This is a genomic window from Legionella sp. 16cNR16C, from assembly GCF_021297775.1.
Lineage (GTDB): Bacteria > Pseudomonadota > Gammaproteobacteria > Legionellales > Legionellaceae > Legionella_C > Legionella_C quinlivanii_A.
This window is the reverse complement of the sequence record NZ_JAJTMX010000003.1, coordinates 984,480-1,005,240: the sequence shown is the minus strand read 5'-3', so window position 1 is coordinate 1,005,240 and position 20,761 is coordinate 984,480. Positions and strand designations below refer to the sequence as shown.

Sequence of the window (20,761 nt, the reverse complement as noted above, 5' to 3'; positions counted from 1 at the left end):
TCTTAGCGTTCAAGGGCAAGCGCAATACCCTGACCTCCCCCAATACATAAGGTGACCAAGCCCTTTTTCAAATGATCCCTGGCCATTGAATAAAGCAAACGCGTAGTCAGGATAGCGCCTGTCGCACCAATTGGATGCCCATGCGCAATGGCGCCGCCATCGACATTGACAATGGATTCGTCAAGGCCTAGTTCGCTCAGCACCGCCACGCTGATAGCGGCAAAGGCTTCATTAATTTCTACCCGTTCCACGTCGGCCAATTTCCAGCGCGAACGTTCTAATGCCTGCTTGACCGCAGGTACAGGACCAATGCCAAATTCACCTGGCTCAACGGCAGCAATGCCATAGGCAACGATTCTTGCCATAGGCTCCAATTGATAGCGTTTAACAGTTTTCGCATTAGCGATAATCATGGCCGCCGCGCCTGAATTTAAACCGGGTGCGTTACCCGCTGTGATCGTGCCTTCAGGACGAAACGCTGGCTTTAATTTGGCAAGAATTTCCAATGTGGTGTCTGCGCGGTTATGTTCATCCTGTTGAAATAATTCGATTCCCTTGCGGGAGCCAATTTCAACCGGAACGATCTCCTTGTTGAAATCACCTGCTTGCTGGGCCTTGGAAAAGCGTTGCTGAGAACGCAGAGCCCAGGCATCCTGCTGTTCGCGTGATATTTGATATTTGCTGGCTAAATCTTCAGTATGCCATCCTGAGTGCTGACCTGAGAAAATATCATGCAGACCGTCCAGCAGCACACTGTCTCGAACTTTCCCATCACCGAGCCGGTAACCCCAGCGGGCTGACGGTAATAAGTAGGGGCCGAGATCCATATTTTCCATGCCGCCGGCCACAGCACAGTCAATATTACCGCTAATGATTTCAAGATAGGCGGAAACAATAGCCTGAGCGCCAGATCCACACACCCGATTGACGGTAAAAGCCGGAACCTGAACAGGCAAGCCGCCTTTAATACTTGCCTGTCGTGCCGGATTCATGCCGGCGCCGGCCTGAACCACCTGCCCCATAACCACGGTCTGGATTGTATCGGAATCTAATGCGGCACGCCGCAGGCTTTCCCGAATAACCACCGCTCCCAGATCGGGAGCGGGTGTATTCTTCAGGCTGCCATTAAATGTACCAATTGCTGTGCGCACCGGCGCACAGATAAACACGTCGCTGGACATAATGTTCTCTCTTAGTGTACTTTGGTTTTCACCGGGCTTTTACCCAGCAGCCAATGTGGATTGACTTCCAATTCAGCAGCGACGATATCGACTAGCTTAATATCGAACAGGCTGCCGTTGAGTAGTTCTTGAGCGGTGAATGAGGGCAATTTAAAAATCTTCGCGACAGCTTTGACGCGTTCTTTGTACATACAGGGAACGCCAATAGCATCCAGCTCTCGATTCAATCGTTCCGAAAATTGTTTGTTAGACATGTTTCACCTCCATCATTTCAAGTTAAATCCTGTTAACAGGTAATACTTGGATATAAAGCACCATGACTACAAACTGCATTGCAGAACAGCCTCCAGAGGCTGGCTCTGCACGACTAAACTTCTTTTAAATTCTTCCTTGAGTATTAGTGAATCAATTTGTACTTAGTTATTATAGACTAAATATTTTTTTAGTTGTCCAGATTAGCTTTTTCTCAATATTCTTCATATTGTCGCTGGACCTCACCTGCGTACTGGGTGATGGAAAGTCGCCCTATGTAAGCTGCTAAACAAATCTTCAGGTAAAAACTGCTGCAAGTTCTCGCGGGTGGTTCAAAAGAAAATGGGGGTGATGGCGTTTTAATGCTTCCTCGTTGTTAACTCCCCAGCAAACGGCACAGCTTCGTATGCCAGCGGCCAAGGCGGCCTCAATATCGCGGATCTCATCGCCGATATAAATAACATCTGAATGAGACATGTTTTTATTTTTAAGCAAAGCTTTTAAACCAGAGGCTTTATTGAAGACCGTATACAGACTGGAAATGGACTCAAAATAGTGACTAATCCGATGATGCTTTAGAAATTGCTCAATATTTTTAGCGGAATTGGAGGAGACAATATGTAAATGATGGCCTTGTTGGCATAAATCCTTCAACGCCTCCTCCATCTGATCCACAAGCCCTATAGAGTGCAAATTTCGCTTGAAATCTCTGCGAATAGAATAGATTAAATACAAAAACTGCAGTTTGCCGACGTTCATGCGAATGAGTATGTCTTTAAAGGACATACCTCTGAGTGTTTCAAGTTCTATTGGATAAGGAACCGTCTGCCGAAGCTTTTCCAAGAGCATCGGAGCGGAATTGGCAATGGTGCCGTCAAAATCTATAAGCAAATGCATAAAGCGATTTATTAAATTGGGGTAATCAACTATCACACCCTTCAAAATTTATAGCAATGGCTATCCCACACTGGGTTTATAATCCGGTTCAAATTCCTTAAGGCGCTCCTCTGCGGAATCAAACATTTGGTTCATTTCCTTTTGCGAAGAGGTTTCAAGCTTTCTGATACTGCTCATAAGACCTTGAGAAGTTTCAATAATTTTCTTGTCGTCTGAATTATCATAAGTCTTGCGTAAGTCAGCGAGCTCTTCTTTAGAATAACAGGCGGCAATTTTTTCCTTGTAGGCATCCAGAATGCCGCGTTTTAAAGCATCTCCGCGTAAACTATGTAACTCAGTTTTAATAAGATTCATCCCTTCAGCAGCGGCTGCCTTATTATACAGGTGATGTCTGCCTCCATTAGCCCCATGTGCATAACTATGGCTGATACTGGCCAATCCTTTCTGGTCAACAAATTTAGCCTCTTTTATAACATTCGGGAGTATATGATAGGCTACTCGTGAATCCATTTCGGCTGTGATGCTGTTTTCATTTGCCATAATATACCGTGCTACATAAGGCCAGTCGGCTTTAGCATAATGCTGGCTGAGAAAAGGCTTCCCCGGGGTGTGATCCTGAATATTCCTTATTAGGCTTTGCTCAAAGCTACTGCTTACCTCATGACTTTTAACCAGCGCCTTACCATTATAGACATGAAGACGATCGGCAATCGATTGCTTGAGATTGTTCTCGGTAAATGCGGCATCCCAGGTTGCAAACCCTTCGGGTTGGAAGGCCTTCTCACGCTCATTCCCGGGAACTGTTTTGTAGCTTCCTTCAATCCCCGACATAATGGCATGAGCATCGGTAGCGGCGATACAACCTTCATCGGTTAGGCGAGATCCCTTTACCCAGTCATTGCCCTCATAGGAAAATGGATCCCAGGCAAATATTTTGCAGCGGCAATAATCCTTGAATTGTTCCTGCTCTGCTGCGGATTCGGCAAATTCTTCTGCTTTTGATAATTGCCCCAGATCTGAAAAAGGCTGCCCGCTATACAATTTCTTGTCGCCATTTTCTCCTCCGGAGTTACGAACGCGAAGCAGTGTATTGCCGACATTCACATCGGCAACCACATCACTTTTCCAGCCATCCAGCCAGACACAGCCAATATGCTCCCATTCCGGATGGGCTTTTAAAGTGGCTGTGATTGCTTCCTGAAGATTGGGTATAGTTTTTCCGGCAAACGCGCCTGCAAATACGCCATTGCCGATGCCTGGTATTGTAACCAGGGCTTTGCGCCCTTCCTGTTTCCCCAATTCATTGGCCTGGGCAAACATGATTTCCAAACGTTCCATGTAGACTTCATTGTACTTGTCCTGATTAATGACTTTCGTCCCATCCTCTTTGGTATCAATGATTCTTGGTGCATCGACTGGATTGGATCTTTCATCAAGAATGGCTCCGGGCACGCAAAGTAAATGCACTTTGTGCGGATTATCTGCGTATCGGGCATCTCCCTGGATTTGTGGATTTGAATGGCGGCCATTATCATAAACGGTGGCATTTTCAATGACTGAGCCGACAGTGCTCAAAATTTTAAACTCAGCGGCATTCCAGGCCTGGTTGTCACCAATTTTTACCCGTTCTGCAAAAATCCAGTTTTTTCTGGTATTCATGATCAGCTGGGCAAAGTCTTCAATTTTTAACGAGCCAATTTTTTTCAAATCTTCAGGGGAAAACGCCTTGCCAGGATTGTACTCCTCTTGGCCTTCAGCTAAAAAATAGTTGATAGCCGCTCTCATATGAATCCCAGGCTCTGCTTTGCCCTGGGCTAATAGCTGTTGATATTCCTGGATGGCATCAAATGATTTTTTACTAATCAAATAACGCTGCCGTCCGTTATTAGGCATAAATTTTTGGGGTTGTCGGGTTGGCATAGGTTGCTTTAAATGATTAATTAATAATCTTTATTGTAGTGCAAATCTAAGCCTGGGGTTTGCTTTCGTTACGGAATGCTTATAGTGTGCTCAAGAACGCCTGGAGAATGAGGGAGGGTCGATTTTTGATGGATTGAATTGACCTCACTGCCCTGATTATTAACAATATGTCGAATACCCGTATTCTCATGACCCCCAAGCCAGAAAGTGAGCATATACTGCAGGTCAAGCGGCCGAGTGGATGGAACTTCAATGGCATTTTCGAGATAAATATTGTCCGACTCAGTAAAATGACTGTAAATCCCAATGCCAAAAGCCTGATGAGATAAAACGGAATTATCAATCTTGTAGGAGGCAAAACCATCGCTTAATCCATTCCGCCATTCTTCCTGATTGGGGGGATCATTGGGAAGTTCGGATTGATAATGGATTACCTTAGTATTATTACCCTTCCAGATGGTTTGGTATTTCTGAAAATGTTCGACCTGTAAATTGTACATGATTACATTATTGCCATCGACAATAATGCCAGTATCGGCCTTGTTAACAAACCAGCCGACATTGGGGCCGTGATCGGCGCGCCAAAGCCAGAGGTTATCGGCTATGACATCATCGCTGTTGACTTCGATACAGGTTTCACTCTGACCGGGAAATGAGAGACCGCCGATGCGGCAAAATATATCATAAAGGAAGATGGGATTATCAGCATGCGACAAACCGCTTGTTTCTGCGCCTATTTGTAATAACGTAGTCGAGAATAAAGGGCCTGCCTCCAGTAAGATTCCAGCCAGCTGTACGCCGTCCACATCTGCGACCGCGAGGATAGGTTTACCGGTATCATTAACCAGAGAGGGAAAACCCAGACCAAAAATAATCGTATTGGCCTGAGTAACGTGTACAGTATCTTCAAGATGATAAATACCTGGTGTGAGTATAAGGCATTCATGACTGAGTAATGCCGCATTTAATTGCGCCGCAGTGACGTTTGGAAATGCAATAAAGCATTGACGCACGGGAATTATTTTTCCCTCTGCCTCCCAATCTGTTCCAGATGAATTTTTTTGCAGACTCCGTAAATTAAGTGCAAACTCATTGCTGTCGGTCTTGTAAAACAAATACGGTTTTTCTTTGATCACCGGTGATCTTTCAATAACCACATAAGCGGGATCAGGCCATTCACCGCCGGGAATAAGACCAGTAACCCCTGAAAAAACCATATTCAGAAGGCCGCCCTCCCAGTTGCTAAAACTGGAGTTTCGTGTTAACCATTGTTTTTGGGTACCCGCATAGACGGTCTTGTCAATCAGGGAGTCAGCGATAAATCCTCCACTGGAATAACCTAAATCAAAAAGGCGCAGAGAGCCCTGGACTATATGAATTCGCCGTAGAAAAGTCGCCTGTGCTGCCGCCCAGACATTTTGATCATGGGGGACGGTTTCGGGATAACTCAAGGAACCCAGGGTGGGCAGAATCGCCATATTTTCAGCACCGCGCCAGAAATTAGTAGTGGCGCCAGGGCCTTGCTCTGGATGGTTAGCATCTATTGGCGATTTATCCTGGGTACGCACCGCACCGATAAGAAGCACTTGATCGGGTGATTTGCCGAGCCCCAGTACATGGGTATAATAGCCAACGCGCACATCAATATGTTCATCGCCTCCATAAATACCAGGCATAAACAACAGGGCATAGCGTTCAACACCGAATTCATTGAAGCGCTGATCCTCATAAATCAATTGAATCAGTCGATTGATCTCGATGGATTTCATGGAGGTATCGAAAATATAAACATTCGGGCCAAAAGGATTGGAGGGGATGTCCGCATGAACGGCTCCGAGGTGCAAAGCGAAAACAAGCGGAAAAAGTATTCTCCACATTAATTCCGTCTCCTTGTTTTCGAGATCACTTGTTTAGTATAGACTGTCCGCTGTTATTGCTAATAACCATTCACAGTAAACCTGCTTGAATGTATTCATTTGTGCTTGTTTAATTAGAAGTTTTACAGGGAGCGTATATGCTGGATGATTCTCCAGTGACCAGTTTACGCAGGTTGGAAACCGAGTTCTATGAGCTCAATCGAGCGTATAACCTAATCAATAGCCTGTTTCAAGCGGCCAATGAAGCAATAGCCGCAGTGGATGGTGATTTTAACTTCATAGCCATGAATAAGTCGTTTATAGACACCTTTTCTCAGGTTTTTGCAGCAAAAATCGCTATTGGGATGAGTCTGCCTCGTCTGCTGGAGGGGCGCACGTCCTTAAAAAGCAGAATTATGGCCGCTTGCAGCAAGGCGATATCTGGAGATCCCAGCGTTATAGTTATCGAAAACTCCAATCTCGATGAAGCAATGTATCACTATGAGCTTTATGTTGCGCCAATAGAGCCTGTCAATTCCCAAAGTAAAAAACTGTATTTGCATATTAAAAACTTAACTTCGTTTAAATTACAGGAAAGGGAGGTGCACAAACAGCAAACTGAGTTAGAGCGAGTGGCGCGCAGCAATATCATGGGTGAACTCATATCCGCATTGGCGCATGAAATTAATCAGCCGCTTGCTGCTATCAAGGCCTATAGCCGAAGTTGCCTGCACAAGATAAAACAAGATCCAGCATTTAGTAGTCTGAAATTCCCCCTGACTCAAATAGCCAATCAGTCGGAACACGCGGGTACGATTTTACATCGCATGAAAGATTTCATGCGCGATGGCACAATGTATTTAGAGTTGACGGATATCAACGAGCTAATCAGGCAAACAATTCCCTTTCTTTATTATGAAAAATCGAACAAATTGCGGGTGGAGCTAGTATTAGCAGAAAGTCTACCCCTAATACCACTTGATCGGATTAAATTAATGCAGGTTATTCTCAATCTGGGGCGAAACAGCATCGAGGCTTTTGAAGGACACGTTGGCAATAAACCGCTAATTACTGTCTCTACTGTAAGAGAGGGTGAGTACTTGCATATTCATTTCCGTGATAATGGTCCTGGTATTCCTGAGAATATACGCAATAAAATCCTTTCTTCCTATTTTACTACCAAAGCTCAGGGAACTGGACTGGGCTTATCAATCTGCCGCAGTCTGATTAAAGCTCACGGTGGTTCGCTGATAATAAATGATAATGAAAAGGGAGCCTGGGTTACCATTTCTCTCCCGATAAAGGAAGCAATATAATGACCATCAAGACAATTTATATCATCGATGATAATGAGGCGGTGTGTTCCGCCTTGCATTTTCTATTAGACTCTTTCTTTAATGTTCCGGTGGAGATATACAGAAGTCCACTGGATTTTCTGGATAAATTTTCCTTAACCTGGCAGGGATGTCTGATTATTGATTTATTTTTACCTTATATGGATGGCAATGAGTTACTGCAGGAGTTGAAAAAGCGTAATAACCGAATGTCGTCAATTGTTATTAGCGGACATGGCGATCGGCTAGCGCAAAAGCAGGCTTTGGAAAACGGAGCAACTTATTATCTCACTAAACCCTTTAACATAAATGAATTACTGGATAAAATTGCCGAGTCACTTAAACTCCCGGCAGTAGTGGCTGAATAAATCACAAGCTTAATCCGCTTTCTCATATCCTCATTTTCCTTTTCAGACTCTGTTGTCTAAGATCTTAATACAGAACCAACAATTGCTCTTAGTCTAGGCAGATATGAAAAAACGCTGGGCTGTATTATTGATTATCGCAATGGGTATTGCTGCCAGCTATTTTCTTTTGCCGGCCCGGCGTATTACGGTCACACATCCCTATTTTGGTACTGCAGTCAAGGCAGCTTATGGAACGGGCACCGTAGAAGCATCGGTGATGATGCCTATTGCCTCGAGAATAACCGCGCGTCTTATTGAGTTAAATGTCGATGAGGGCAGTGTGGTCAAAAAAGGACAGGTTTTAGCACAGCTTGACAATGAAGAACTCGAACATAATCTTGATGAATTGAAATCACGCGAAGAGTTTGCACGCAAAAAATTCGAGCGCAGCGCCTCTTTGATAAAGAAAGGTAACGTATCGCTGAATGAGTATGAAAGCGATCGCACAAGCTGGCTTGCTGCTCAGGCCGCTGTGGATGCGGCTGAAGCGAAGCTTGCTTATCTGCAGCTGATTTCTCCGGCCGATGGCACCATCATTCGCCGCGATGGAGAAATTGGCGAACTGATACCTGCCAATCAAACCATTTTCTGGCTGATGTGTTGTGCACCGCTCAGGGTTTCCACTGAAATCGATGAGGAAGATATTGCCGCAGTACAGCCTGGCCAGGCGGTGCTCATCCGCGCGGATGCATTCCCCGGTGAAGTCTTTCATGGAGTCGTACAGCAAATCACTCCCAAGGGGGATCCCATCGCCCGCAGCTATCGTGTACGGGTCAGTTTTACTAAGAAAAATCCACTCAAGATTGGCATGACGGCTGAAACCAATATTATTTATTATGAAAACAAGCATGCTCTTCTTGTTCCTGCAAGTGCGGTAATAGACGATAAAGTCTGGCTGGTTAAAGATGGCCGGCTTAAGCTGCTGCCCGTTAAAACGGGAGCCAAGGGTGAGCATGAAGTGGAAATTTTAAGCGGCCTTTCCACTGATGATTTAATAGCGGTTTCTCCCGACAGCCATTTCAGAGAAAATCTCTCGGTTCGCATCCATTTGGAGCGGGATAAATCATGAGCCTGTCGGTGAAGATTGCGATCAAATATCTAATGGCGAGAAAAAGGCAAAGTCTGGTGTCTTTATCAGGGATTATACTGGGCGTATCTTTCTTTCTGACTATTTCAGCGACCATGCAGGGTTCAGAACGAGACTTCATTAATCGTCTGATTAATAATACCGCCCATATCGCAATTACCGATGAATTTCGCAATCCGCGTATCCAGCCGGCACAGAGCTATTTTAAAGGGGCTGTTGAAATCAGCAATCTGCGTCCGCTTACTGAAATTCGCGGCATCAGGGGTTATAAGGGAGTTATTTCTTATCTTCGCCGCGATCCGAACATACTGGCGGCAGCCTTCCTGAAAGGTCAGGTACTCATTAATTTTGCCGGCAAGGATTATGGGGTTAATTTAAACGGTATGCTGCCAGAGGAGATTGGACAGGTAACTACTCTGGCTTCCTATATGAAGCAAGGTTCTCTCGATAATCTGATAGCTAATCAGGATGGCATTATTATCGGCAGTGAACTGGCCAGAAAGTTATCACGCCGCCTGGGCGATAATCTAACTATTATCGCCAGCACTAATCAGGTGAGAGTATTCAAAATCGTGGGCATATTTCGTACTGGGCGAGCTGATTTTGACAATACTCAGGTTTATGCCGGACTCAAAAGAGTGCAGGCTTTGCTGAACAGACCAAACCGTGCCAATGCCATCACCATTAAGCTAAAAGACCCTTATCAGGCGTTTAAGTTAGCCTCCCAGGTTGAACATCATATTGGTTATAAATCGGTTTCCTGGCAAGAGGCCTCAGAGGATTTACTCAATACCCTTATGATTAGAAACATCATTATGTATACCGTAGTTTCCGCGGTTCTGATTGTGGCGGCTTTTGGGATTTACAATGTGATTTCGACAGTGGTTATGGAAAAACATCGTGATATTGCTATCTTAAAATCTATGGGCTTTCATGCGAAAGACATTCAGCGCATTTTTCTGGCACAGGGAATTATACTCGCAGTTTTAGGTTGCCTGATGGGTTTGCCTTTAGGCAGTGTTCTCATGTATGGAATGATGCAAATTGAATTTAAAACGCCGGGAAGCACCGAAATAATTCATATGCCGATGGATTGGGGCTGGCAGCAGTTTGCTATTGCCGGTGGCTTCGCCTTAATTGCGGCATTGTTTGCCAGTTTATTGCCGGCCAGAAAAGCCGCGTTGGTTAGACCCATAGAAATTCTGCGAGGTGAAATATGAGTGCTTCAGTGATAAAAGTGGAACATTTAACAAGGAAACTGGCAGGAGAAGTACCCATTACTTTAGTGAACGATGTCAGCCTGCAGGTTGAGAGCGGAGAATTTCTGGCGATTACCGGCCCCTCCGGCTCAGGCAAGTCATCCCTGCTCTACTTGCTGGGTTTACTGGATAGTCCAAGCATGGGCAGCATCTGGATTGAGAATGAGGACATCAGTCATTACACCGAGGAACAGCTGGCAAGTATTCGTTTACGCAAATTAGGATTCATTTTTCAGTTTCATTTCTTATTACCCGAATTTACTGCCCTTGAAAATGTGATGTTACCCATGCAGCGATTAGGGTATTTAACAGCAGAGGAAATTTTCAAGCGTGCCAGCGGCTTGCTTGAGGAGCTTGGGTTGGGCTCACAAATGAATAAGCTGCCTAAACAGCTTTCCGGTGGCCAAAGTCAGCGAGTGGCAATTGCCCGGGCCCTGGCCAATGAACCGGTGGTCATTCTGGCTGATGAACCAACAGGGAATTTAGACAGCGCCGCAAGCCAGAATGTACAGAGTCTGCTGAAAGAAATTGCCCATCATTATCAGCGAACGGTTATTGTTGTCACCCATGATACAAATTTTGCCGCAAGCACTGATCGGCAGCTGGTGCTGGTGGATGGGCATTTGCAATAGAACGATTTGAGTAAAGCGAAGCAATTCCTTAAGGATTTATCCTCAGGAATTCTTCAACATTAAAATCAAAAAACCAATAAAAGCGATCAGAATGATCGCCAAAACCCCCATTGTTCCAAAACTTTTGCTCATATTTTCACGACTGAAAAGCTCGGGCCGGTTTTTTACTGTTCGATAGAGATACCAGACAATCAAGCCTGCGGCGGCAATCCCAAGGATTTGATAAAAGGTTTCCATTATTTCCTGTTTCCTTCCTTGAAGCTGAACGCGTCTGAATACAACTGGGATTCATCGAGGCCCTGAGCCAATAATTGGTCACGAACAATATAAGCCATATCGAAGGGACCGGCGACAATTATTTCAAATTGTTTAAGATCTTGAGGATGCTTTTTTATTGCCAGCGGAGCCAGAAAATCCGATTCGGGAGGTAATAAAGTAAAATATTTAAAATGGCTGGTGTGTGCTTGCCATTGCTTTACTTTATCATCCATGTACAGATCGCTGTGTGAGCGAGCTCCCCAGTAGAGTTCAAAAGGCCGTTGATCGCCGGTTGCCAATAACTGCTCAATCATTGCCTTCACAGGTGCAAATCCAGTGCCTCCGGCAATAAACAGAATGGGTTTTCCCGGTTGAAGTCTGGATAGGGTGCAATTCCCGAAGGGCAGGCGGAGGGTCACTTGCCCTTCATTTTTAATTTGTGTGAAAAGCGGTTGATTATAGGGGCTGCCTGTATGGCGAATGTGTAATTCGTATCTGTGCGAGCCTAAGGGCGCATTGGCAATGGAATAGCTATTATAGCTACTATCGGTTTTGATCTGCAAATATTGGCCAGCTTCGTAATCCACATAATGAGAAGGAGATAGTATTAACTCGATAATACTGTCTGATAAGGGATTAATGTGCTCAACTTGAGCAGTAACTTCGGTATTGTCCATCATTTAAGTCCTAGCTTTTCCCAGTAATTGTTTACCTTGTCCAAAATTTCCGCGTCCATGGAGATCGGTTTTCCCCATTCACGTTGCGTTTCTCCCTGCCATTTACTGGTTGCGTCAAATCCAACCTTGGAGCCTAAGCCCGAAACGGGTGAGGCGAAATCAAGATAATCAATGGGGGTATTCTCAATCATCACCGTATCGCGTGCAGGATCCATTCGCGTTGTCATCGCCCAAATAACATCCTGCCAATTGCGTGCGTCCACATCATCATCGCATACGATTACAAATTTAGTATACATAAATTGTCTCAAGAAAGTCCACACCGCCATCATTACCCGCTTGGCGTGGCCGGGATATTGTTTTTTAATTGTAACCACCGCCAGACGGTAGGAACAGCCTTCCGGTGGAAGATAAAAATCGACAATTTCCGGAAATTGCTTTTGCAGCAAGGGAATAAATACTTCATTTAAGGCAACACCGAGAATGGCGGGTTCATCCGGCGGGCGTCCCGTATACGTGCTGTGATAAATGGGATTTTTCCGGTGGGTGATGCGCTCCACTGTAAAAACAGGAAATGATTGGACCTCATTGTAATAGCCGGTATGATCGCCAAACGGTCCTTCCGGCGCCAGCGAGTCTGGTTCAATATAACCTTCCAGAATGATTTCAGCGCTGGCGGGAACGTGCAGATCATTGCCGATGCATTGTGTCAGCTGAGTGCGTTGGCCGCGTAAAAGTCCTGCAAAGGAATACTCGGAAAGCGTGTCCGGAATTGGGGTAACGGCCGCGAGAATGGTAGCGGGATCGGCCCCGAGAGTCACTGCAACTGGAAATGGCTCACCCGGTCGGGCTTTTTGCCAGTCCTGATAATCCAGAGCTCCTCCGCGATGAGAAAGCCAGCGCATAATCAGTTTGTTTCTGCCAATTACCTGCTGGCGGTAGATGCCCATATTTTCGCGTGGCTTATTCGGTCCCCTGGTGGTCACCAGACCCCAGGTTATTAGTGGTGCCGCATCCTCGGGCCAGCAGGTTTGTATTGGAAGCGAAAGCAAGTCCACTTGCTCTTTTTCGATAATAATTTCCTGGCAGGGGGCGTTTTTTATCAGCTTCGGGGCCATCGTTAAAGCCTGCTTCAGTAAGGGAAGCTTGCCCAACGCATCTTTAAAACCCTTGGGGGGCTCCGGTTCTTTTAAACTGGTTAGTAGTTCACCAATCTCTCGCAACGCACTGATTTGCTCTGTTCCCATACCCAGGGCAACGCGTTCCACAGTACCAAATAAATTGGTAAGAACAGGAATACGCTCATGAGACCGGGTAAACAGTAAGGCTGGACCTCCAGAGCGTAATACCCGATCGCTTACCACCGTCATCTCGAGGAAGGGTGAAACCGGATAATCTATTCGCTTTAATAATTCCCGCTTTTCCAATTGTTCAATAAAATCACGTAAATCGGAATAAATCATTGTACTTGTCTTGTTTGTATTGGCTTTTAGCCGGTCATATTCCCGGAAATTATGGCATAAGCCTGAAAGTAGTTACAGGATAAATACTGGTAAATCAGTTTTTTGCATTAAAAAAACAATCGCTGAGAGATTAATATCATCCGTTGCTTTAAAAAAGAGGCGGGAGTATGCTTAATCTAAGGTTCCATTTTATTTATTATAATCATGGCGATACTGCAACTAGACGCGGCATTGCTTCACTCAGCCGTAATGAGTGCCTGCAAAACGCTAATAGCTCAACGGCAAAATTTAAATGCGATTAATCTGTTCCCGGTTGCTGACGGTGACACCGGCGATAATATGGCGGCCACCGCACGCTCAATTGTGACTTACGCCAAGCAGCAGCCCGGGCTGGAGCTAACCTGCAAGGCGTTGGCCGATGCCGGCATTATGGGGGCGCGCGGCAATTCCGGAATGATTTTCTCGCAGTTTTTTAATGGCTTTATGGAGGCACTTCCTTTGCCTGAGCCCCTCGATACCCGCTCGTTTGCGCAGCTGGTAAAAACGGCGGTGCAAAGTGTTCGTGCTGCAATTCTAAAACCGGTCGAGGGGACCATACTGACTGTCATGGAAGTATGGGCGGCCTGTCTTGAACGGGACGCGGCTCATACTGACTGCGTGGTCGAATTGCTAAACCAGACATTGCCCGAGGTGCAGGCGGCAGTTGAGTCGACGAGAAACACGCTTGCAATCCTGAGGGAAGCGCAGGTGGAGGATGCGGGGGCTTTAGGCTTTGGATTTTTTGTCGAGGGATTTGCCAGCTATCTGGCAAATCCTCAACCGCTTGATGACGAGATTGAAGAGGTGCCGGTTAGTGAAAATCATCAGCATGAACAACCTGTCCTTGGGAATCCGCCTCAGAATCGCTATTGCACTGAAGCCATCATCGCCGGCAGGCAGCTCAATAAAAGCGAGATTGTCAGTTCCCTGCAGGAGCATGGCGACAGCATTGTTCTCACCGCTAATCAACAATTATGCCGTCTGCATCTCCACTGCAACCAGCCGCCTTCGGTATTCAAAATTTTAAGACAGCACGGCAGCATACAATCCCCCAAGGTTGAGGATATGCTGAGACAGTATCAGGTGATGCATGAAAGCCGCTATCGCATTGCCTTGGTTACCGACTCCAGCGTTAATATTCCGCAGGCCATTCTTGATGATTTTCAGATTCATTTGATTAATCTGAATGTGCATTACGATGGCCATGATTTATTGGATCGATACTGTATCGAAAGTAAGGATTTCTATAGCAGCTTATCGTCGCTGCCCGCTTATCCCACAACGTCGTTTCCTGCTCCCGCCTTAATCAGGGAGCGAATTGAATATCTATCTCTGCATTACGATCAGGTACTGGTTTTGAGTGTCGCCAAAGTGCTAAGCGGGATGCATGATGCGCTTTGCAAAGTAGCTGACAATTTTAGCAATGTGCATGTAATGGATTCTCGTCTGGTTTCCGGCTCGCAGGGGCTGTTATTGTATTATGCGGCTGAGCTGATTGCGGAAGGTATGGAAATTGAAGCGATCAAGGCTGCTTTGGCTGAACGAGCTGGCAGGACGCATTTATTTGTCATGGTCGACCAGTTCGATGCGTTAATCCGATCAGGACGAGTCAGCAGACTAAAAGGAATGTTTGCACATTATTCAGGTGTTAAACCCATTATTTCCTTTGATCAGGAAGGCAGAGCGGTGATAAAGGACAAGGCGTTTGGTGAAACCAAGGCGTTAATAAAACTGGTTAATATCGTCACTGAGCTTGCCAAAACCAGTTCACTGGATAATTACTGTATCGTACATGCTGGCGTACCGGAAAAAGCCGCTGAGTTTGCGGCAATGACATATGAGGCTTTTGGCCAGGAACCCGTTTTCGTTGAGCCGGTTTCAACGGCCATCGGTTTACATGCCGGGCAAGGTTGTATCGCTTTGGGAGCCATGTTTCATTAAGCGCTCTTGCTTGCTGGACAAAATCAGTGAGAGCAGGAGGCCATAAAGAGGAACAAAGGACCCAATACTAATGACCAGCTTAAATACCAGGTCAACACTGGCTATCTCTAGCCAGTGGGCTCGAAGAAAGAGATTGCTTGACTGGTAGAATGCGATAAAGAAAAAAGAATAGGTATCGAGAATGTTACCAAAAATGCCTGCAACGGTCGGCGCTACCCACCAGAAGGGTCGCTGTCTTAAGCGCTGAAAAAAACTGATATCGGCTAGTTGGCCCAAAACATAGGCGCTGAAACTGGCCAGTGCAATTCGCAGGGCAAAGGGATTATTGACCCAGAAACTGCCGAAGCTAAACCAGTTGCTGATTAAATAAGAACTGCACAAACCAGGCAGCATCGCCAGAAAAATAATACGCCGGGAAGTTGCTGCGCCGGTCAGTCTTGTTGTTAAATCCGTTAGAATAAAGATGACCGGATAGGAGAATGCTCCCCAGGTAGTATGAAAACCAAGAACTATTATTGGATGCTGCACCAGCACATTACTCAGGCAAAGAAAAAAAACATGTAGCCCGGTAAGGGAAAGCAACTGTTTGGACATGATATGGAGTAATGATTGAAAATCGGTCATTGTATCATAATTAGCTCGAGCAGAATGGATTTTTAGGGTTCTTTTTGTTACTTAATTTGTCTTTTTGTGCTAAAATGAAGTGGTTTTGTTATTCGATTTTGTTGTTATGAAAGAAAAGCAGTTATCAATTTACGCAGTCCTTGAAAACGATACAATTAATTTCCGGGAGATTGACGACCTCTCCACTATTCCGCTGGCAAACAGATCATTCCATGCCGAACATCAGCTTGCTGAGCTATTTAACAAAAACCCGGCTTTGGGTTCCGGCAATTTTCAGACACGTGGGGTGAAGTGCAATAGAGCGCAAAAAAAGCTGATTAAATTTGATCAGGCTCCTCTCTGTGCTGAAGTGAAGGAAAAAAAAGATCATTATGCCGATCTGCATAAAATTAACCTGAAGTTTAATGGTCTTTGTGAGTTAATTTGTAATTTTGTAATTATGGAGGACAAGCTGGGAAAAGCGTCTTCATCAACTAATCGCTTCAGCGCTGCGTTTGCAAAAACTTCCTTTGAGATAAGAGAGGATGATGGACTGTTAAGTTTGATAGAAAGAAAGCCGATGGCATCCAGGCACCGGTTCAATGTCTCAGATATTAATAAATCTAATGTGAAAAAAAGTCATATTCTTCATGTCAGCACCTTTTTTCAGAAAGTGATTGCCTATTTTTTTAATATTTATCCTCATGATTTATTTAAACCGTTTGAATCGAATCAAAAGGATGGAATGGTTAATGAAACTCGTCTGGCGGAAAAGCTTAATGCCCTTCCCGATGGGCATTATGTAAAATTTTCGGTTTTTCGGAAAGGGCGATTCGAGTTTGAAGGGCACTCAATGGTCATCAAAAAAACCGGTGGAACCTACTCCTTTTTTGATCCTAATGAAGGAGAGTATATTGACTTGTCGTTTGATGAGCTCTGCCAGAAAATTAATCATGCCATGCAAAAAAATAACGGTACTCATATGGCTTTTATTGACGGCAAGGCCTATGTGGAAAGTTTACAGGTAAAAGATGACCTGTCGATTGCTCCCGGCCCGGCCTGAGAGAGCCAAAATCAACCCTCACCCTGGCCCTCTTCCAAAGGGAGAGGGGATTTTTTCTAAAGTCCTCTCTCCCTCTGGGAGAGAGCTAGAGAGAGGGAATTTTTCGCAGTTATCCGCAGTTCAGGACTCCATTGCCTCAGCCATCAATAAATTAGCAGTGATTTCCTGATGCTTTTTATCATCCACCAATACTTTCTGCGAAAAATGGAGAATAACCATGCTTAAGGGAAGTATCAGAAGAATATCCTGTGGGAAATTAAGCCTGCCTATGCCGCCAAAAGTGCCCAGATAGGAAACCAGCAGCATCGAGCCCATGTAAACTGCAAACCAGTAAAGGCTTTTATCTGTAAAGGCAAGTTTTTTTCTTTGACTGATTCGATTGATAATAAAACCAATCAGTAACGCCAAATCAAGCTTCCAGAGAATATCAAATCCACACCAGTACAACATCAGATTGCAGGCATAAAAGGCAGCATGACTGAAAAAGTGGCTGGCAGACAGTCGAAAGGGTCTTTCACGGTTCGGTTGCAGTTTCCGCATGGCCAATAAACAGACTGGGCCTATACCGTAAGACAGGATACTGCAGGACGATAAAAAGGCCACCATCTTTTGCCACCCGGGAAAAGGTAAAAAGGATAAGCATCCCACCAGCAGGTTGACGTAAAGGGTAATATAAGGAATACGGTGGCGGTTTAAGCGGGTGAAAAATTTGGGCAGGTGATTGTTCAATGCCATGCCGTATACGATTCGCGAAGTAGCTGCGGTATACACCAGTGTGGTGCCAAAAGGGGAAAACGCGGCATCAAACATCAGCAGGATGGCAACAAGCCCGAGACCCAATAATAAGCTTAAACCTACCAGGGGCCCGCTATCGCCTGGAAAGCTTAAGTTATGCCAGCCATTGGCCAGATAGGAGGAGGGTATGGCAACCAGAAAGCTAAGTTGCAGCATGAAATACAATACAAATCCGATAAGGACGGCGCCAAGAATGGCTATGGGAATATTGCGTTGCGGATTCTGCACCTCACCTGCCAGCATCAGACCATTTTGAAAGCCGGTAAAGGCAAAGGCTACACCGCCGGCCGATAAGGCGGTAAATATTTGCACCCAGGCTGTTTTATCATTGAGATGAATATTGATATTTCCCATCGAGGGAGCGCTTGAGATCAGCGCTACGATGGCGATACTTGGGACCAGAAACTTAATGATACTGGCGAATTTGTTGCATTCAGCCAGCATTTTTATTCCATAGGAATTAAGAAATACTACAAAAAGCATAATTACAATCGCTATAAAATAACCCAGCCCGGAAAGGGTGAAGCTGCTGGCATTTTTAACGATTAATGCGGGAAAAAAGTGACTTGAATATTGCAATATGGCCTGAATTTCAATAGGGGTCATAACCACATAGGATAACCAGGAGGTCCAGGCAAATAAAAAACCGACCTCATTGCCGTGGGTGAAACTGGGATAATTCGTCATCCCGCCCGAAATGGGGAACATGGCTCCGAGTTCGCAAAGAGGAAGTGCGATAAACAGCATAAACAAGGCCGCCAGCACCCAGCTAATCAACGCGTTACTTCCCGCCATTTGCGCGCTGATAAAAGGGCTAAAGAGCCAGCCGGAACCGATCATGCCTCCTGCCGCAGCGATTAAAACATTGGTTCTTGATATGTCGCGCTTTAACAAGATGACTTCCTTCCTTTCTTGGGGGGATTAAAAACTATATACAACAAGTGATTGCTTTGGCAACAAGTCTTGTCTGATAGCAAAAATTATTTTATGGGCTAAAGTTAAAATATAAGTTTAAATCCGGGAGAGGTCATGCGTAATAGAAATGTTAAAGAAATCATTGATGAACAGGATAATGAGGATACAGTTGTTTTAGCGCCAGAGAATAAGGCACAGGAAAGCCTGCATTTCTGTGATGAACTGGGGCAGGACGAAGAGTTTGATGTGATTCGGTCCATGAATTGAAAATCTCTTCCATTGAAAGGGATTGTAAATGGTAGAAAAGAATAAGCCGCATCCAGACAACAAGTCATTGCAACCGGTCGAGCCGCCGGCCAATGGGCATTATGAAGGGCAAATTTTCGACATTCTGTTACACTCCTGGCAAGGTCGTTTTACCGGATGGCTGTCACCTGCATCAGTGTCGCTGGCTTTTTTTGACTGGCTCTCTCATTTCAATATGGCACCCGCCAAGCAAATTGATATCGCGCGAAAGAACTGGCAAAATGTAGTCAAATTATTATTTTTTGCCATTCATTGCCAACAGACTAATACCAGTCTGACTGAACATTGTATGCAGCTTAAACTGGAGGACAAACGGTTTAAAGAGGAGTCCTGGCATAATTTTCCTTTCTCGTTATATGTTCAGCACTTTTTAATGGTTGAGCAGGCAATTAACGAAATGACCTGGAACATTCGCGGCGCTACACCACACCATTTGCGGGTGGTTAATTTTGTTCAGCGTCAATTTCTCGATATCTTCTCGCCCAGCAATTTTCCCTGGACAAACCCGGAAATATTGGAAAAGACCTTTGAGACGAAAGGACAGAATTTTATTGATGGTGCTGCAAACCTTATGGAAGATCTGTTCAGGGAGTGCTTCCACCTGCCATCAAAAGAAATGGAGAAGTTTAAGGTAGGCGTGAATCTCGCGGTCACTCCCGGAAAAGTGGTGTTTAGAAATCGCCTGATGGAGTTAATTCAGTATTCTCCTGCCACCGAAAAAGTGTATCCAGAGCCAATATTTATCATCCCCGCCTGGATTATGAAATATTATATTCTTGATCTTTCAGCGCATAATTCGCTGGTTCGTTATTTAGTGAGCAAAGGTCATACCGTTTTTATGATTTCCTGGAAAAATCCCGGCCATGACGATCGCGACTTTGGTTTTGATACCTATGTTAACCATGGGATTCTGGAAGGTTTACAAGCGATTCTAAATATTGTTCCTGCCCGGCAGGTGCACGCCGTAGGATATTGCCTGGGCGGAACTCTGTTAAGTATGGTGGCTGCTGCTTTGGCAGGCAGATCCGATGAGCGTTTTAAAAGCGTCACTCTTTTTGCTGCGCAAGTTGATTTCAGAGAGCCTGGTGAGCTGCAATTATTTATTGATCACAGTCAGGTCACTTATCTTGAGGATATCATGTGGGAGCAGGGTTATTTAAATGGCAAGCAAATGGCTGGTGCATTTAGTATGCTCCGTTCCAATGATCTGGTCTGGTCAAGAATCGTTCACGATTATTTTCTGGGTGCACGCAGGCCCTTAAATGATTTAATGGCCTGGGATCATGATACCACTCGCTTGCCTTATCGTTTTCATTCTGAATATCTGCATAATCTGTTTCTGAATAATGATCTGGTCCAGGGACGATTCCGTGTTAACCATCGGCGTATTGCTTTAAGTGATATTCGTGTGCCTGTATTTCTTGTCGGTACGCAAACCGACCATATTGCTCCCTGGCGTTCCGTATATAAGCTTCATTTATTCACGGACACTGAAATTACCTTTGTGCTGACCAGCGGCGGTCATAATGCCGGGATTGTCAGTGAGCCGGGTCATCGAGGCCGCAGTTATCAAATACGCACCCGCAAACCGCATGACAAATACCTCACCTCCGATTGCTGGCTTGAAAAAGCGCCTTCCTATCAGGGTTCCTGGTGGCCGGTGTGGCAGCAGTGGCTGGTTGAACAATCCGGAAATCAGATTTCTCCTCCTCCTATGGGTAATATAGAAAAAGAGTATCCCCCGCTTTGCGATGCGCCGGGAACTTATGTGTTTCAAAAATAATAACTGTCCTAAAAATAAACTAATTACAAGATAAATGTCTGCGTGTATAATATCGGACCATTAATAATTAAGTTGTATTCAGGGTTTACATGC

19 protein-coding genes are annotated in these 20,761 nt (G+C 45.1%); 9 read left to right on the top strand and 10 right to left on the bottom strand.

Annotation, left to right across the window (positions count from 1 at the left end; translation table 11 throughout):
• Nucleotides 1–2: 2 nt before the first annotated feature.
• The 5 genes from LXA66_RS14575 to LXA66_RS14555 form a co-directional block, all read right to left on the bottom strand.
• Complete coding sequence (locus LXA66_RS14575; RefSeq protein ID WP_233013727.1) at nucleotides 3–1,181, bottom strand: acetyl-CoA C-acetyltransferase; 1,179 nt, start codon at nucleotides 1,179–1,181, stop codon at nucleotides 3–5.
• Between the two features lie 11 nt (nucleotides 1,182–1,192).
• The gene (locus tag LXA66_RS14570) at nucleotides 1,193–1,435 is read right to left on the bottom strand and encodes a hypothetical protein (protein ID WP_058507009.1); all 243 of its coding nucleotides are present in this window, start codon (nucleotides 1,433–1,435) and stop codon (nucleotides 1,193–1,195) included.
• A 295-nt stretch (nucleotides 1,436–1,730) separates the two neighbouring features.
• Nucleotides 1,731–2,330, bottom strand: coding sequence for an HAD family hydrolase (locus LXA66_RS14565; RefSeq protein WP_233013726.1), 600 nt, complete (start codon nucleotides 2,328–2,330; stop codon nucleotides 1,731–1,733).
• Between the two features lie 60 nt (nucleotides 2,331–2,390).
• The gene (locus tag LXA66_RS14560; RefSeq protein WP_233013725.1) at nucleotides 2,391–4,250 is read right to left on the bottom strand and encodes a hypothetical protein; all 1,860 of its coding nucleotides are present in this window, start codon (nucleotides 4,248–4,250) and stop codon (nucleotides 2,391–2,393) included.
• A gap of 68 nt (nucleotides 4,251–4,318) precedes the next feature.
• Nucleotides 4,319–6,127 (bottom strand): hypothetical protein, encoded by a 1,809-nt coding sequence (locus tag LXA66_RS14555; protein WP_233013724.1) that lies wholly within the window; start codon nucleotides 6,125–6,127, stop codon nucleotides 4,319–4,321.
• Nucleotides 6,128–6,264: 137 nt separating this feature from the next.
• Between LXA66_RS14555 and LXA66_RS14550 the strand changes: the two genes are divergently transcribed.
• The 5 genes from LXA66_RS14550 (at nucleotide 6,265) to LXA66_RS14530 (ending at nucleotide 10,825) form a co-directional block, all read left to right on the top strand.
• Nucleotides 6,265–7,422 carry an ATP-binding protein gene (locus tag LXA66_RS14550; protein WP_233013723.1) on the top strand — a complete coding sequence of 386 codons (1,158 nt, stop codon included), beginning with the start codon at nucleotides 6,265–6,267 and terminating at the stop codon, nucleotides 7,420–7,422.
• Nucleotides 7,422–7,808 carry a response regulator transcription factor gene (locus LXA66_RS14545; protein ID WP_233013722.1) on the top strand — a complete coding sequence of 129 codons (387 nt, stop codon included), beginning with the start codon at nucleotides 7,422–7,424 and terminating at the stop codon, nucleotides 7,806–7,808. Before LXA66_RS14550 ends, LXA66_RS14545 begins: the two co-directional genes overlap by 1 nt.
• Before the next feature lie 103 nt (nucleotides 7,809–7,911).
• On the top strand, nucleotides 7,912–8,916 hold the full coding sequence (locus tag LXA66_RS14540) for an efflux RND transporter periplasmic adaptor subunit (RefSeq protein WP_233013721.1): 1,005 nt from the start codon (nucleotides 7,912–7,914) through the stop codon (nucleotides 8,914–8,916).
• Nucleotides 8,913–10,154 (top strand): ABC transporter permease, encoded by a 1,242-nt coding sequence (locus tag LXA66_RS14535; RefSeq protein ID WP_233013720.1) that lies wholly within the window; start codon nucleotides 8,913–8,915, stop codon nucleotides 10,152–10,154. The genes LXA66_RS14540 and LXA66_RS14535 overlap by 4 nt, the downstream gene beginning before the upstream one ends.
• Nucleotides 10,151–10,825, top strand: coding sequence for an ABC transporter ATP-binding protein (locus LXA66_RS14530; protein WP_112218702.1), 675 nt, complete (start codon nucleotides 10,151–10,153; stop codon nucleotides 10,823–10,825). Before LXA66_RS14535 ends, LXA66_RS14530 begins: the two co-directional genes overlap by 4 nt.
• Before the next feature lie 42 nt (nucleotides 10,826–10,867).
• On the opposite strand, the gene LXA66_RS14525 is transcribed toward LXA66_RS14530, so the two are convergent.
• The 3 genes from LXA66_RS14525 to ubiD are packed head-to-tail and all read right to left on the bottom strand — an operon-like array spanning nucleotide 10,868 to nucleotide 13,223.
• Nucleotides 10,868–11,062, bottom strand: a complete 195-nt coding sequence (locus tag LXA66_RS14525; RefSeq protein WP_112218701.1) for a hypothetical protein — start codon at nucleotides 11,060–11,062, stop codon at nucleotides 10,868–10,870.
• Nucleotides 11,062–11,760: an NAD(P)H-flavin reductase gene (locus tag LXA66_RS14520; protein ID WP_233013960.1), complete on the bottom strand. Its 699-nt coding sequence runs from the start codon at nucleotides 11,758–11,760 to the stop codon at nucleotides 11,062–11,064. Before LXA66_RS14520 ends, LXA66_RS14525 begins: the two co-directional genes overlap by 1 nt.
• Nucleotides 11,760–13,223 carry a 4-hydroxy-3-polyprenylbenzoate decarboxylase gene (gene ubiD, locus LXA66_RS14515; protein ID WP_233013719.1) on the bottom strand — a complete coding sequence of 488 codons (1,464 nt, stop codon included), beginning with the start codon at nucleotides 13,221–13,223 and terminating at the stop codon, nucleotides 11,760–11,762. The genes LXA66_RS14520 and ubiD overlap by 1 nt, the downstream gene beginning before the upstream one ends.
• Nucleotides 13,224–13,427: 204 nt before the next feature.
• On the opposite strand from ubiD, the gene LXA66_RS14510 reads away from it, so the two are divergent.
• Nucleotides 13,428–15,203: a DegV family protein gene (locus LXA66_RS14510; RefSeq protein WP_233013718.1), complete on the top strand. Its 1,776-nt coding sequence runs from the start codon at nucleotides 13,428–13,430 to the stop codon at nucleotides 15,201–15,203.
• Here the strand turns inward: LXA66_RS14510 and LXA66_RS14505 are convergent.
• Nucleotides 15,156–15,827, bottom strand: coding sequence for a 7-cyano-7-deazaguanine/7-aminomethyl-7-deazaguanine transporter (locus tag LXA66_RS14505; RefSeq protein WP_233013717.1), 672 nt, complete (start codon nucleotides 15,825–15,827; stop codon nucleotides 15,156–15,158). The genes LXA66_RS14510 and LXA66_RS14505 overlap by 48 nt on opposite strands.
• A gap of 106 nt (nucleotides 15,828–15,933) precedes the next feature.
• Here LXA66_RS14505 and LXA66_RS14500 point away from each other — a divergent pair, with 106 nt between their 5' ends.
• On the top strand, nucleotides 15,934–16,869 hold the full coding sequence (locus tag LXA66_RS14500) for a YopT-type cysteine protease domain-containing protein (RefSeq protein WP_233013716.1): 936 nt from the start codon (nucleotides 15,934–15,936) through the stop codon (nucleotides 16,867–16,869).
• A 120-nt stretch (nucleotides 16,870–16,989) separates the two neighbouring features.
• Here LXA66_RS14500 and LXA66_RS14495 read toward each other — a convergent pair whose 3' ends face one another.
• Nucleotides 16,990–18,558, bottom strand: coding sequence for an APC family permease (locus LXA66_RS14495; protein ID WP_233013715.1), 1,569 nt, complete (start codon nucleotides 18,556–18,558; stop codon nucleotides 16,990–16,992).
• 135 nt (nucleotides 18,559–18,693) lie between these two features.
• Between LXA66_RS14495 and LXA66_RS14490 the strand changes: the two genes are divergently transcribed.
• Together LXA66_RS14490 and LXA66_RS14485 are read left to right on the top strand one after the other, a co-directional pair.
• On the top strand, nucleotides 18,694–18,846 hold the full coding sequence (locus tag LXA66_RS14490) for a hypothetical protein (RefSeq protein ID WP_233013714.1): 153 nt from the start codon (nucleotides 18,694–18,696) through the stop codon (nucleotides 18,844–18,846).
• Between the two features lie 28 nt (nucleotides 18,847–18,874).
• Nucleotides 18,875–20,668 carry an alpha/beta hydrolase gene (locus tag LXA66_RS14485; RefSeq protein WP_233013713.1) on the top strand — a complete coding sequence of 598 codons (1,794 nt, stop codon included), beginning with the start codon at nucleotides 18,875–18,877 and terminating at the stop codon, nucleotides 20,666–20,668.
• Nucleotides 20,669–20,761 lie beyond the last annotated feature (93 nt).